The organism is Stenotrophomonas sp. Steno-Z2 (assembly GCF_056393235.1).
The window spans coordinates 953,789-967,735 of sequence record NZ_JBWJOY010000001.1; the positions used below are offsets into that span (position 1 = coordinate 953,789).

Here is a 13,947-nt window from a genome sequence, read left to right on the forward strand (position 1 = left end):
GTACGGGCGAAGCCTCTTGCATCCAAACACGGCAAGGGCTTCGCCCCTTACCCTCACCCCAACCCCTCTCCCGGAGGGAGAGGGGCTTTGATACTTCCCCACTCCAGTTCGCCTGCCCATGCCCACGCTCCTGATCGCCGACGACCACCCGCTGTTCCGCGAAGCGCTGCGCGGCGCGGTGCAGCGGGTGATTCCCGGGGTGCAGCTGCTGGAAGCCGACAGCGTCGAGGCGCTGTACGCGCTGGCCGAGCAGCATCCGGACGCCGACCTGGTTCTGATGGACCTGAACATGCCCGGCGCGCAGGGCTTCAACGCCCTGGTGCACCTGCGCTCGCTGCATCCGCAGCTGCCCATCGTGGTGGTGTCCGCGCGCGAGGAACCGACGGTGATGCGGCGCGCGCTCGACCACGGCGCGTTCGGCTTCATCCCCAAGTCGGCCGATTCGGACACCATCGGCCACGCGCTGGGCACCATCCTCGACGGCGAGCGCTGGGCGCCGGCCGAGGCGCACAACGTGCCGCCCACCGACCACGAGGAACGCGAGGTCGGCCAGCGCCTGCGCGAACTCACCCCGCAGCAGTTCCGCGTGCTGCAGATGCTCGGCGCCGGCCGCCTCAACAAGCAGATCGCCTACGACCTGAACGTGTCCGAGGCCACCATCAAGGCGCACGTCACCGCGATCCTGCGCAAGCTCGGCGTCACCAACCGCACCCAGGCGGTGCTGATGGCCGGCAAGCTGGCCATCGACGACGACAGCATCGTGCTGCCGCCGGAAGAGGACTGACCCCCCGCCCCGCAGGCGGAGCGGCGCACGGCCGCTCCACGCACACGGGCCTCAGGCCGCGCGCGACGGCCGTGGCGCGTCGTCGCCGGCCAGCACGAAGCTCTCCGCCGCCGCGGCCAGCTCCTGCGCCTGCGTGCGCATCGCCAGCGCCGCCTGCGACGACGCCTGGGCGACGGCGCCGCTCTGCCGCGTGCCCTCGCCGATGCGCCGCAGCAGCCGTTCGACGTCGTCCACCGCGCTGACCTGGCGCGCCGAGGCCGCGTCGATGCGCGCCAGCGCCGCCGCCACCTGCTGCACGTGGCCGTCGATGTCCTGCATCGCCTCGCCGCTGCTGTCGACCAGGCGCGCGCCGGCCTCCACCTGCCGCAGCGACGCGTCCACCAGCGCGCGGATCTGCTGCGAGGCCTCGGCCGAGCGCTGCGCCAGCTGCCGCACCTCGCCGGCCACCACCGCGAAGCCGCGGCCATGGCTGCCGGCGCGCGCTGCCTCCACCGCCGCATTCAGCGCCAGCAGGTTGGTCTGGAACGACAGGCTGTCCACCGTGGCGACGATGTCGCGGATGTGGCGCGAGGACGCGCGCAGCTGTTCCATGCCGGTGACCGCGGCGGCGGTGGCCGCGCGGCCGCGTTCGGCGGCGTCGCTGGCGGCGCCGGAGATGTCCGCGCTGTGGCGCGCGCTGTCGGCGTTCTGGCGGGCCTCGCCGGCCACCGAACGCACGCGCTGCAGCGCGTCGTGCACGTCGTCCACCTGCTGCTGCACCTGCGTGGACAGCGCGCGGGTGCCGCTGGCCATCTCGTCCACCGCCGCCTGCACGCTGCCGGCCGACTGCTGGATACCGGCGACGATGGCGCCAACCTGGCGCATCGCCACTTCCAGGCCCTGCCGCAGCCGCGCGTAGATGCCGTGGCCGTCCCCGCGCATGCGCGCGCTCAGGTCGCCGCGGGCGAAGTGGCCGATGACGCGGGTGGCGTCGTCGACCTGCGACTGCACGCCGTCCAGCAGCGCGTTGATGCGCCCGGCCAGCTCGCGCACGAAGCCCTGCTTGTCGGCCAGTTCGATGCGCCCGTCCAGGTCGCCCGCGGCGGCGGCGGCGACCACCGCCGCGACCTCGTGGACGATCACCCGCTCCAGGCGGCGGTCCTGCCATTCCAGCACCAGGCCCAGCACCTGCGCCTGTTCCAGCACCGGGCTGGCGCGCAGCAGGAAGCCGGTGTTGCCCAGTTCCAGCTCGGCATCGACCGTGCGGCCGCCGTCGCGCGCCGCGGCCAGCAGCGCGGCCACCCCGGCGCCGAGCGTGGCCGCGTCGGCGCCGGCTGCGATGTCGGTTTCGATCGCGGCCTGCGCGAAGGCCTGGCGCAGGGCATCGTTGGCGTAGACCACGCAGCCTTGGGCATCGGTCACCAGCACCGCGGCGCGGGCCACGTCCAGCGCCTGGCGCACGCGCTGGTTGGCCAGCGCGGCGACACGTTCGGCGGCGATGCGTTCGCGCAGGCTGGCCTGCATCTGCATCAGCGCGGCGGCGAGGCGGCCAATCTCGTCGTGGCGGTTGCGCACCACCAGGGTGCCGTCGAGGTGGTCGTCGGCGATGGCGCGGGCGAACGCGGCGGCATCGGCCAGCGGCCGGTCGATGGCGCGCAGCAGCAGTACCAGCAGGCTCACCAGCAGCAGGCCGACGAGCAGCACGGTGGCGGCGAAGGCGGCGTTCATCCAGCTGCGCGCGGACGCCTGGCCGGCGCGCTGTTGCTGCAGCGCGCTGCGCTGGCCCTGCTGCAGGCGCAGGATCACCGGGTCCACCTGCGCGGCATGGTCGTCCAGTGCCTGGGTCTCGCTGTCCACGCCGAAGCGCGCCGCCGCATAGGACAGGAACGCGCCCTGGTAGCGCTGCATCGCCTCGCGCACCTGCGCGCGCACGTCCTCGGGCATGCGCGCGCGCTGCAGCAGCAGTTCGAACGGCATCGCCTCGGCGCCCAGTTCGTCGGCGTACTTCTGCTCGCGGCGCAGGATGAAGTCCTTCTCGTGGCGGCGCATGCTCAGCATCGACACCTGCAGCTCCGGCTCGCGGTAACCGCTGATCAGGTTCTCCACCGTGTGCACCGCCGCGCGCAGCTCGCCCTGCATGCCGCTGTCGGCATCGTGGCCGAGTTCGCCGATGCGCTCGTCCAGCAGCTGCGCCGATTCGAGGTAGGACTGCAGCGGCTTCACCAGTTCCGCCGGCCACGGTCCGCCGTCCGGCGCGGGCGCCAGCGCCTCGCCCAGCTGCGCGCGTGCCCTGCCGAACGCCTGGCCGGCGGTGGCCGAAAACGACATGGCATATTCGGCCTGCGCGCGTCGCGTCTCGGCGAAGGCGCGGGCCAGGTTCTCCAGCCGCGCCGCTTCCTGCTGGTAACGTTGCAGGCGCTGGTCGGCGGCACGGGTGCCGGCGCTGAGCCAGGCGTAGGCCGAACCGATGACGGCCAGGCCGACGACCAGGGCCAGCAGGCTCAGCCGCAGCTTCTGGGCGATTCCAAGCGGGAACTTCATGGCGGGACTCCGGGCGTGGGGACGCCTCTGGATCGGCCGCGTGCGCGCGTTCTTTAGGGCCTTGCGCAAGCCGGCGCGCGCTGGCCGCCACGTGCGGTGCAATGAGGCCAGCCGTCGATGACAGGGGCATGTCAGCGCGCCGCCGGCATGCCGGCGGCGCCGTGCTAGAATCCGCGCTCCCTTGGGGAGTAGCCTGCTTCCAGCGTCTGGAAGCGCACGCGTCAACACACTCGACCATTGCGTCGTGGCGCGTGCGGCCGGTTCCACGGTTGGCGAGACCAGCGGCATGCGTGCGCAACGTCAGGTTGGGCGCGCCGCGTGCCGTCCGTCTCCGCCCGACCAGGAAAACCCGATGTCCCCTCTGTCCATCCTTCTCGTCGGCTTCGCCATGTCCACCGACGCCTTCGCCGCCGCGATCGGCAAGGGCGCGGCGATGCGCCGCCCGCGCCTGCCCGACGCGCTGCGCGCCGGCCTGATCTTCGGCGCGATCGAGGCCCTCACCCCGCTGCTGGGCTGGCTGCTGGGCCGCGCCGCGTCGCAGTATGTGGAAGCCTTCGACCACTGGATCGCCTTCGTGCTGCTCGGCGCGCTGGGCGTGCACATGATCGTGGCCGGCCTGCGCCCGGACGCGGAGGATGAAGCGCCCGATGCTGACGACAACCGCCACCACCGCTTCTGGACCCTGGCCGCCACCGGCCTGGCCACCAGCATCGACGCGGCCGCGGTCGGCGTGAGCCTGGCCTTCCTGGACGTGCACATCGGCGTGGTCGCGCTGGTCATCGGCCTGTGCACGCTGGTCATGGTCACCCTGGGCATCATGCTCGGCCGCGTGCTCGGCGCCCTGGTCGGCAAGCGCGCCGAGATCGTCGGCGGCGCGATCCTGATCGTCATCGGCGCCAGCATCCTGTACGAACACCTGCACGGCGCGGCCTGAGCCCCCTGTAGGAGCGCACTTCAGTGCGCGACGAGGCGCTACCGGGAAAGCCCCATCGCGCACTGAAGTGCGCTCCTACAGTGCCGTTCCTGCAAGGCATTGGCTCATCGGCACGGGCAAGCACCGCATCTAAGGAACGCGACGTGGAAGGCAATCGCCGGCGCAGCCGGCTTCCCGCAGGCTCTATCGCCAGGCGGTGAGGAAGGCGCGCAGCGAGGCCGGTTTCACCGGCTTGGTCAGCACCCGGTAGCCGCGTTCGCGCGCCAGCCGCTTCAGTTCGTCGCGGCCGTCGGCGGTGAGCAACGCGCCGGGCAGCGGGCGGCCGGCGGCCCCGCGCAGCGCGACCAGCGCGTCGAGGCCGTCCATGCGGTCGTGCAGGTGGTAGTCCACCAGCATCACGTCCGGCCGTTCGGCGATCTTCTGCAACGCCATGTCCACGGTGCTGGCGGCGATCACCTCCACCTTCCAGCGGCCGAGCAGCGCGCGCATGCCGTCGAGGATTTCCTGGTCGTTGTCCACGCACAGCACGCGCAGCCCGGCCAGCGCCTCGTCGCCGCCGAACGCGGGCGTGGCGCGCGGCGGCGGCGCCACCGCCGGCGTGGGCACGCGCGGCAGGGTGATGGAGAACATGCTGCCGCGGCCGGGCTGGCTGCGCGCGTCCAGGCCGTGGCCGAGCAGGCGCGAGATGCGCTGGCAGATCGACAGGCCCAGGCCCAGGCCCTGCTCGCCCCAGTCGAACGGCTGCTGGTAGCGGTGGAACTCGTTGAAGATCTGCTGCATGTGGTGCTCGGGGATGCCCGGGCCGGTGTCCCACACCTGCAGCTCGACCTGGTCGCCACGCACGCGCAGCGCCAGCACGATGCGGCCGCTGCGGGTGTAGCGCAGCGCGTTGGCCATGAAGTTCTGCAGCACGCGGCGCAGCAGGCGGCGGTCGCTGCGCACCCATGCCTGGCGCGCGAACACGTGCAGGCGCAGGCCGCGCCCGGCCGCCACCGGCGTGTACTGCGCGGCCAGTTCGCGCACCAGCACCGCGGCGTCGAAATCGGTGACGGTGGGACGCAGGCCGCCGGCATCCAGCCGCGATACGTCGAGCAGGCCGTCGAGCAGTTCCTCGGCCGCGCGCAGCGAGGCGTCCACGCGTTCGGCCAAGTGGCGCTGTTCGTCGTTCTCCTGCAGGCCGTCGCGCAGCGCCGAGGCGAACAGGCGCGCGGCGTTGAGCGGCTGCAGCACGTCGTGGCTGATCGCGGCCAGGAAGCGGGTCTTGGACTGCTGCGCCGCCTCGGCCGCCTGCGAGCGCTCGGCCACGCGCTGCTCCAGGGTTTCGTTGGCTTCCAGCAGCGCCTGCTCGGCGCGCTTGAAGTCGCTGATGTCGTTGTAGCTGGTGACGTAGCCGCCGCCGGGCAGGGCCTGGCCGCGCAGCTCGATCACCTTGCCGTCGGCGCCGGTGCGCTCGAACACGTGCGGCGTGCCGGCGCGCATGTGGCCGATGCGGCGGTTGATCTGCACCTCGATGTCGCCCTCGCCCAGTTCGCCGCGCTCGGCGTTGTAGCGGATCAGGTCGGCGACCGGGCGGCCGACGTAGAGCATGCCGTCCGGGTAGCCGAACATCTGCTGGTAGCGGCGGTTCCAGGCGGTCAGGCGCATGTCCGGGTCGACCACGCTGACCCCGGCGCTGATGTTCTCCAGCGTGGTGGACAGGATCTCGCGGTTGAAGCGCAGTTCCTGCCCGGCTTCGTCCAGCACCGCCACCACTTCGCCCAGGTCCATGCCCGAGCCGCGCAGCAGGCTGGTCAGCAGCAGGCGCGCCGAGGCGGCGCCGATGGAGGCGGCCAGCAGGCGCTCGGTGAACTGCACCCAGGCGCGGTCGGCGGCGGCGGCGGGCTGCAGCTCGCGCTGCAGCGCCTGCGCCTGCTCGGCGAAGGCGCGCCGCGCGCGCACGTCGCCGACCACGCGCGTGGCCAGCGCCAGCAGGTCGCGCACCTTGACGTGCGCCGGCCAGTCGCCGGCCACCGCCGGGCGCCGCGCGTACGGCTCCAGGAACGGCGCCACGCGCAGCCGCTCGGCCACGCCCGGACGCCAGCGCATCGACACCAGCAGCATGGTCGCGGCGTTGAGCAGCAGCGACCAGAACGTGCCATGGGTCAGCGGGTCCCAGCCGCTCAGCCCGAACAGCTGCTCGGGCCGCAGCCAGCCGATGCCGAACGGGCCGTGCGCGACCAGCGCCACGTCCAGCCAGCCGCCATGGCTGAGCGCCGGCAGCAGCAGCGTGTAGATCCACACGCCGAAGCCCACCGCCATGCCGGCGCCGACGCCGCGGCGGCTGGCGCCGCGCCAGTACAGGCCGCCGATCAGGCCCGGCGCGAACTGCGCCACCGCGGCGAAGGCCATCAGCCCGTAGGTGGCGAGCATGGTGTCGTTGTTGCTGCCGCGGTAGTAGCCGTAGGCCACCAGCGCCAGCAGCAGGATCGCCAGGCGGCGGATCCACAGCACGCGCGAGGCGACGTCGGCGGCCTCGCGGTGGTCGCCGCTGCGGCGCAGCAGCAGCGGCATGACCAGGTCGTTGCTGATCATCGTGGCCAGCGCGATCGAGGACACGATCACCATGCCGGTGGCCGCGGAGAAACCGCCGACATAGGCAACCAGCGCCAGCGCGGTGTTGCCGCCGCTCATCGGCAGCGCCAGCACCAGCGCGTCGTCGGCCACGCCGCCGCTGCCCAGCAGCGCGTTGCCGGCCACCGCGATGGGCACGATCATCAGCGAGATCAGCACCAGGTAGCCGCCGAACAGCCAGCGCGCGCGGCGCACGTCGCCGACGTCGCCGCACTCCACCACCGCCACGTGGAACTGGCGCGGCAGGCAGATCAGCGCCAGGAAGCTGAGCAGGGTCTGCGAGACGAAGCCCACCGGCGGCGTCGCCTCGAACAGGGTGCGCGCCGACTGCACCACCGAGGTGCCGCGGCCGGACAGCCACACGTAGGCGAACACGCCCACCGCCACCATCGCCAGCAGCTTGATCATCGATTCCAGCGCGATGGCCAGCATCATGCCGTGGTGGTGCTCGGTGGCGTCCACCTGGCGGGTGCCGAACAGGGTGGCGAACAGCGCCATCAGCAACGCCACGTACAGCGCCGGGTCGGTGAGCACGCCGCCGCCGCCGGCATCGCCGGTGAGCACCTGCAGGCTCATCGCCACCGCCTTGTACTGCAGCGCCAGGTACGGCACCACGCCGATCAGGGCGATCAGCGCCACCAGCGCGGCCAGCCGCCGCGAGCGGCCGTAGCGCGAGGAAATGAAGTCGGCGATGGAGACCACGTTCTCGCTGCGCGCGATCAGCGCCAGCCGTTCGATGATGCGCCAGCCGAACAGCAGCAGCAGCAGCGGCCCCAGGTAGATCGGCAGGTAGCCGATGCCGTAGCGCACCGCGGTGCCGACCGCGCCGTAGAAGGTCCACGACGAGCAGTACACCGCCAGCGCCAGGCTGTAGACCACCGGCCGCAGCCAGGGCCGGTCCGGATACATCGGCCGATGGTCGCCCCACCACGCCACGCCGAACAGCAGCGCGGCATAGCCGAGCGAGACCAGCAGCAGGATCCAGCTTGAGACCAAGGACGAAGTTCCGGACGGGCCGTGCCGCAGTGTAGCCGCTGCCGCGCGTGCGCCGGCGCGGCGCCGCGGGGCGCGCTCAGCAGGGCATCGCCCCGCCGTCCGCCGGGCGCGGCGCGGACCCTGCGGGCAGCGGCCGCGCCGGCAGGAACAGGTGGAAACAGGTGCCCTCGCCCGGCGCGCTCCGCACCTCGATCCGGCCGTGGGCGGCGGCGATCAGGTTGGCCGCCACCGCCAGCCCCAGGCCGGTGCCCTGGCCGCTGGGCTTGGTGGTGAAGAACGGTTCCAGGCAGCGCCGCCGCACCTCCTCGCTCATGCCATGGCCGCTGTCGCTCACCTCCACCCGCAGCATGCCGCCCGGCTCCGGGCAGGACAGCGCCAGCCGGAACACGCCGCCCTCGGGCATGGCCTGCTGCGCGTTGGCGGCCAGGCTCAGCAGCACCAGTTCCAGCTGCGCCGGGTCGAAATGGATCTGGCAGCGCACCTGGCCGGTATCCAGCTCGAACGCCACGCGCGCGTCGAACAGCTGGCGCAGCATCGGCTCCATCGCCGCGATGACCGGCGCCGCGTCGAGCAGCTGTGGCCGCGCCACGTCCTGGCGGCTGAAATCCAGCAGCCGGCGGGTGACCGCGCCGGCGCGCCGCGCCGCCGATTCCACGCCCTGCAGCGCCGCCTTCAGCTCGGCCGGGTCGTCGCTGCGGCGGCCCTTGCCGGCGTAGCCCATGATCAGCGCCAGCAGGTGGTTGAAATCGTGCGCCACGCCGCTGGCCAGGCGGCCGACGTTCTCGATCTTCAGCGCGTGCACCAGTTGCTCGCGCGAACGTTCCTTCTCGTGCATTTCCAGCTGCAGCGCATCGCGCTTGCGCGCCAGGTCGGCGCCGCGCCGCTGCGCGATGCGCAGGTTGTCGCGCAGCGAGGACAGCGACTGGTCCAGCACGAAGGCCGCCATCGCCGTGCCGAAGGCGGACAGCAGCAGGTCGCGCACCGCCAGTTCCACGCGCACCGGCAGGTAGAAGCCGGCCGCCGCGTCCAGCCACGCCCCCAGCGCCAGCAGCGCGCCCAGCCAGGCGGTCGCCAGCCACAGCGCGCGCCGGCCCAGCAGCGCGCCGGCCAGCAGCACCGGCAGCAGCTGCAGCAGTTGCCCCGGCATCTGCGCGCGCAGCCCCCAGTAGCCGTAGGCCACCGAGGTCAGCGCCAGGTTGAGGACGACGAAGACCATCACCGACAGGTGCAGGCGCCGGCGCCGCAGCAGTTCCAGCGACACCAGGCAGGCCAGCATGCCGCCCACGGTCAGCGCCTGCCGCGGCAGGCCAGCCGAGGGCAGGGCCCACAGCAGGGTCAGCAGCTGGTAGCCGGCCACCGCCAGCAGCAGGCGCAGCAGCATCGCCACGGCGCGCGCCTCGGTGGCGTCGACCGCGGCCGGCATCCACCCGCGGGCGGCAACGGTCGGCGACGGCTCGGCCGCATCCCCGGGCAGGGAAGGTCGGGAAAGCATCGATGGAATCCCCCGCGCGGCGGCGTGCCACGCGATACATGAAAGGTCGCCGCTATATTACGGACCATCGGTTGTCGACGCGCCCACGCGGTGGTGCGGACCCGAGCATTCCCCGCCGCTGGAACGTCATGCCCCCGTACCCCGTTTTCCGATGCCTGCCCGCCTGCCTGCTGCTGGCGCTGGGCGTGGCCGGCTGCGCCGGGCCGGCCGACGGGGACCTGCGCCTGAACGACGAAGTGGCGCGCTGCGTGCCGCTGGTCTACGACGCGCCCCGCGATGCCCTCGCGCTGGCCGACCGCCTGTTGGCCATGCCGGCGCTGCCGCTGGAGGTGAAGATCGAGGCGGTCAGCTGCCGCACCTCCGCCCTGCACCAGCTCGGCCGCAACGGGGAAAGCCGGCAGGCGGTCGCGCAGCTGCTGGCGCTGCTGCGCACACCGGGCCTGCCGCTCGAAAACTACGCGACGGCGCAGCGCCGGGCCGCCTTCCTGCTGCTGCGCGATGGCCGCATGGAAGAAGGCCTGCGCATCCTGGAAGCCCTGCAGGAGCGCAGCATCGCCGGGGGCGACGTCGGTGGCCAGATCTACGCCCTGGGCCATATCGCGCTGGTCCACGCCGAACAGCTGGACGACCCGGAAGGCGCGCTGCACTACCAGCGGCAGGCGCTGGCCCTGGCCGGCCACCTGCCGCGCCTGCCGCGGCCGCAGGACGTGACGCTGAACTACAACCACGGCTACACCTTGCTGCAGCTCGGGCGCCTTGCCGAAGCCAGCGAGGCGTACGACCGCGCCGAAGCGCTCGCCCGGCGCCTGTCCGGCCAGGAGGTGCTGCTGCACCGCATCCGCAGCGACCGCGCCGAAATACTGCGCGCGCGTGGCCAGACCCAGGCGGCCAGGGCCGAACTGCAGGCCGTGCTGCGCTGGCAGGAGCGCAACAATCCGCTGAGCGCGGCCACCACCCTGCAGCACCTGGCGCGGATCGCGCTGGACGAAGGCGCGCCGGAACAGGCGCGGCGCCTGGCCGAGCAGGCGGCGGCGACGGCGCAGGCCGGCAGGTTCCCCTCCGGCGGCCGCCAACGGCTGGAACTGCTGGCCGAGATCCACCTGGCCCTGGGCGATGCGGCGAAGGCGCAGGACTACCTGCGCCAGTCGCGCCAGCCGGAGTTGTCGCGCATGTCGGCCGAAAGTCTCGCCATCCTCGCGCGCATGCAGGCCCGGGCCGCGCAGGCGCTGGAACCGGGCCGCGTCAATGCGCTGCAGGAAGCCAACCGCGACCGCCTGCTGCGCGACATCGCATTCGCCAGCGTGGCGCTGCTGCTGCTGGGCGTGGCCGGCCTGGCCCTGTGCATGCACCGCCAGCGGCGACGCCTGCGCCGGCTCATGGCGGGCGACGGCCCTGCCCGGCGCCGCGACGGCTGATGCGTGGCACGCGGTCACGAAAGTGCCAACGCCGTCGCCGTGATGCGCGGTACGGCATGAAGGCAGTGCCGCTATATTACCGGGCATCCGTCGCCGGGCATTCCGCGCCGCCTTCCGGACGGTCTCTCTTTCGCCAGGAAACACCTGACGCCATGCCTTTTCCGCTTCGTGTCGTTCGACTCCGATGCCTGCTGCCCTGCGCGGCGTTGGCGGCCATGCTGCTGGCCGGCACCGCCCACGCCCAGGTCACCGATGCCGACGCGCGCCTGATGGACCAGGTGATGCGCTGCCACACCGTGGTGCACGGCGCGCCGCGCGATGCGCTGGCGATGGCCGGAGAACTGCTGGCCATGCCGGCGCTGCCGCCGGTGGTCGAGATCGGCGCGGAAGGCTGCCGCGGTTTCGCCCGGCAACTGCTGGGCCAGGGCGATGGCAGCCTGCAGTCGGCGGCGCGCCTGCAGGCGCTGCTGCGCACGCCGGGCCTGCCGGTGATCGAACGCAACCGCGCGATGCAGATGGCCGCGACGCTGCTGCAGCGCAATGGCCGCACCGGCGAAAGCCTGCAGCTGCTCGAAGCGATGCTGGAGCACGGCATCGCCGAGGGCGACGTCAGCGCGCAGATCACCGCGTTGACCGGCCTCTCCCTGATCCGCGCAGAGCAGATGGACGATCCCGAGGGCGCGCTGCACTACCAGCAGCAGGCGATCACGCTGTCCGACCACCTGCGCCGGCCGCCGCTGCCGCAGGACGTGATGCTGCATTACAACCATGGCTACACGCTGCTGCGGCTCAAGCGCTACGACGAAGCCGAACGGGCCTTCGCGCGCGCCGAATCCATCGCCAACCGCCTGTCCGACCAGGACGTGATGCTGCACCGCATCCGCGGCCATCGCGCCGAAATGCAGCATGCCGCCGGCCGGCTGGACGCGGCCCGGGCGCAGTTCCTCGCGCTCCTGCCCTGGCAGGAACGCAACGATCCGCTGGGGCAGATCGTCACCCTGCAGCGGCTGGCGCGGATCGCGCTGGAGCAGGAACAGCCCGGGGAGGCGCGCCGCCTGGGCGAGCGCGCGCTGGCGCTGGCCGAGCCGGGCCGCTTCCCCGAAGCCATCCGCGACAGCCTCGACCTGCTGGCCGAAGTGAGCCTGGCGCTGGGCGACACGGCGCAGGCGCGCGACTACCTGCGCCAGGCGCGGCAGGTCGACCAGGCGAAGATGAAGGGCGACAACCTGGACCGCCTGGCGCGGCTGCAGGCCCGGGCCGAGCAGGCGCTGGAGCCGATCCGCTTCAACGCCACCCAGGAGGCCAGCCGCGACCGCCTGCTGCGCAATGCGGCGCTGGCCGTGGCGGCGGTGCTGCTGCTGTGCGGTGGCGGCCTGCTGCTGCGCATGCGCGCCCAGCAGCGGCAACTGCGCGTGCTGGGCAGTACCGACGCGCTCACCGGCCTGCCGAACCGGCGCGAGGCCGAACGCCTGCTGGGCGCGGCCATGGCCGTGGCCGGCGGCGAGGAACGCGACGCCGTGCTGCTGCTCGAGATCGACGGCTTCAAGGCGCTCAACGACCAGCACGGCCACGCCGCCGGCGACGTGCTGCTGCGCGCGGTGGCCGCGGAACTGGTGCGCAACAGCGACCAGCACGACCATGTGGCGCGCTGGGGCGGCGCCACCTTCATGCTGATCCGCGCCAATACCTCGCGCGCGGCCGCGTTCGCGCTGGCCGCGCACCTGTGCCGCTGCATCGAGCGGCTGCAGGTGGACATCGCGCCGGGCCAGTGCCTGACGCCCAGTCTCTCGGCCGGCGTAGCCCCGCATCCGCTGTTTCCCGGCACGCATGCACGCCAGGACGACAGCCTGCGCGTGGCCAGCCGCGCGCTGCAGGTGGCGCGGCGCAGCGGCCAGGGTACCTGGGCCGGACTGTGGGGACTGGCCGACGGCCGCGACGTGGACGTCTACAGCATCCTGCGCGACCCCGAGCACGCGCTGGCGCAGGGCTGGATCACCGTCGGCGGCGGCCGCCCGATGTCCTGGACGCCCGCGCGCGATGCTGCCCCAGCGCCGTCAGCGCGCGAGGAAACCCGCAGCCAGGACCGGGCTTCGCAGCTGCCCTGAAGCCGGCGCCCGCCGCCCTGCGCAAGGAAAGCCCGGCCGCAGCCCGGGCTTTCCCCGCCTGGCGATGTTCACTTCGCCAGTTCGAAACGCACTTCCACGCGGCGGTTCGGCAGCAGGCACTCCAGCAGCGCCGCGCGCGGCGTGACGCCGTCGCACTGCTGCACCTGCTGGGTATCGCCGCGGTACTCGTAGCGGATGCGGTCGGCTGGAATGCCGCGGCCGATCAGCAGCTCGCGCACGGTCTGCGCACGGCGCTGCGACAGGCCCTGGTTGTAGTCGAAGCCCCTGCCCTGCATGCGGTCGGCATGGCCGACCAGGGTGACGCCGGCCAGCTCGCGCTTCTCGCCGTCGATGGTGGCCAGGGCGCGGTCGATGCTTTCCAGCGAGTAGGTGCGGATGTCCTGGCGGCCGTCGCGGTCGAACTCGAACAGCACGTTGGCGATCAGCGGGCCGGGCGTGGGCGCCGGGGCGGCGTCCGGCGCCACGCCGCACTGGCGCGCCAGCGCCTCGGCGTCGTTGACCAGGTCCTCGGCGATCTGGATGTACGGCTTGGAGTGGCGCCACTGCTGCTGGTTGAACTCGTTGCCGGCGTGGACCAGTTCGACCTCGCCGCAGGCCACGGCCTGCTGCGCGCAGCTGAAGCCCGGGGTGCCGTGGATGGCCTTCAGGCGCTGCCACAGGTCGTCGCGCAGGTACTTGGCATTGTTGACCAGCGGCGTGTCGGTGGGCAGCGGCGCAACGGCGTTTTCCATGTCCACGATCAGCTTCTCCGACTCGGTCAGCGCTTCCTGCGGGAACGCGCTGCGGTCGTTGCGGGTGTATTCGTGGAAGGACACGTCCAGCCAGCATTGCGCCTTGGCCATGCCGTAGTCGCGTACCGGGCGGCCGCCGTCGTTGAGCGCCTGGATGCGGCCCTGCGTGGCTTCGTAGCCCTGCAGGTCGGCGTGGATGGCCTCGTCGGTGATGCGCTTTTCCTGCGGGTTGAGCCGGGTCTGCTGCGCGCCGGCGGTGCCGGCCAGGGCGGACAGGAGGGCGGTCGCCAGCAGCGCGCGGGACAGGGTGGAACGGGTGTGCGTGGGTTTCATCGGGTC

8 protein-coding genes and 1 riboswitch are annotated in these 13,947 nt (G+C 72.7%); of the genes, 4 read left to right on the forward strand and 4 right to left on the reverse strand.

All coding sequences use genetic code 11. The features are described 5' to 3' along the window. The first annotated feature begins 118 nt into the window (after positions 1-118). The gene (locus AC06FP_RS04255) at positions 119-784 is read left to right on the forward strand and encodes a response regulator transcription factor (protein ID WP_054668422.1); all 666 of its coding nucleotides are present in this window, start codon (positions 119-121) and stop codon (positions 782-784) included. 51 nt (positions 785-835) lie between these two features. On the opposite strand, the gene AC06FP_RS04260 is transcribed toward AC06FP_RS04255, so the two are convergent. Then, on the reverse strand, positions 836-3,304 hold the full coding sequence (locus tag AC06FP_RS04260; RefSeq protein WP_478074615.1) for a methyl-accepting chemotaxis protein: 2,469 nt from the start codon (positions 3,302-3,304) through the stop codon (positions 836-838). Between the two features lie 181 nt (positions 3,305-3,485). After that, positions 3,486-3,647: riboswitch (yybP-ykoY riboswitch) on the forward strand. A gap of 9 nt (positions 3,648-3,656) precedes the next feature. On the opposite strand from AC06FP_RS04260, the gene mntP reads away from it, so the two are divergent. Then, on the forward strand, positions 3,657-4,238 hold the full coding sequence (gene mntP / locus AC06FP_RS04265; protein WP_478074616.1) for a manganese efflux pump MntP: 582 nt from the start codon (positions 3,657-3,659) through the stop codon (positions 4,236-4,238). Positions 4,239-4,421: 183 nt separating this feature from the next. Here the strand turns inward: mntP and AC06FP_RS04270 are convergent, their stop codons facing one another. After that, the gene (locus AC06FP_RS04270; RefSeq protein WP_456117523.1) at positions 4,422-7,844 is read right to left on the reverse strand and encodes a hybrid sensor histidine kinase/response regulator; all 3,423 of its coding nucleotides are present in this window, start codon (positions 7,842-7,844) and stop codon (positions 4,422-4,424) included. Positions 7,845-7,920: 76 nt separating this feature from the next. Beyond that, positions 7,921-9,336: a sensor histidine kinase gene (locus tag AC06FP_RS04275; RefSeq protein ID WP_478074617.1), complete on the reverse strand. Its 1,416-nt coding sequence runs from the start codon at positions 9,334-9,336 to the stop codon at positions 7,921-7,923. 128 nt (positions 9,337-9,464) lie between these two features. Between AC06FP_RS04275 and AC06FP_RS04280 the strand changes: the two genes are divergently transcribed. After that, a complete protein-coding gene (locus AC06FP_RS04280; RefSeq protein WP_478074618.1) occupies positions 9,465-10,751 on the forward strand; it encodes a hypothetical protein in 1,287 nt (428 codons plus the stop codon). A gap of 152 nt (positions 10,752-10,903) precedes the next feature. Continuing rightward, positions 10,904-12,856: a GGDEF domain-containing protein gene (locus AC06FP_RS04285; RefSeq protein WP_478074619.1), complete on the forward strand. Its 1,953-nt coding sequence runs from the start codon at positions 10,904-10,906 to the stop codon at positions 12,854-12,856. Positions 12,857-12,924: 68 nt separating this feature from the next. Here AC06FP_RS04285 and AC06FP_RS04290 read toward each other — a convergent pair whose 3' ends face one another. Then, positions 12,925-13,941: an OmpA family protein gene (locus tag AC06FP_RS04290; protein WP_478074620.1), complete on the reverse strand. Its 1,017-nt coding sequence runs from the start codon at positions 13,939-13,941 to the stop codon at positions 12,925-12,927. Positions 13,942-13,947: the final 6 nt, after the last annotated feature.

Excerpts from the sequence above, each read along its gene's own strand:
- AC06FP_RS04280 (WP_478074618.1), top strand. The coding sequence starts at position 9,465 with ATGCCCCCGTACCCCGTTTTCCGATGCCTGCCCGCCTGCCTGCTGCTG.
- AC06FP_RS04290 (WP_478074620.1), bottom strand. The coding sequence starts at position 13,941 with ATGAAACCCACGCACACCCGTTCCACCCTGTCCCGCGCGCTGCTGGCG.
- AC06FP_RS04255 (WP_054668422.1), top strand. The coding sequence starts at position 119 with ATGCCCACGCTCCTGATCGCCGACGACCACCCGCTGTTCCGCGAAGCG.
- mntP (WP_478074616.1), top strand. The coding sequence starts at position 3,657 with ATGTCCCCTCTGTCCATCCTTCTCGTCGGCTTCGCCATGTCCACCGAC.
- AC06FP_RS04285 (WP_478074619.1), top strand. The coding sequence starts at position 10,904 with ATGCCTTTTCCGCTTCGTGTCGTTCGACTCCGATGCCTGCTGCCCTGC.
- AC06FP_RS04260 (WP_478074615.1), bottom strand. The coding sequence starts at position 3,304 with ATGAAGTTCCCGCTTGGAATCGCCCAGAAGCTGCGGCTGAGCCTGCTG.
- AC06FP_RS04275 (WP_478074617.1), bottom strand. The coding sequence starts at position 9,336 with ATGCTTTCCCGACCTTCCCTGCCCGGGGATGCGGCCGAGCCGTCGCCG.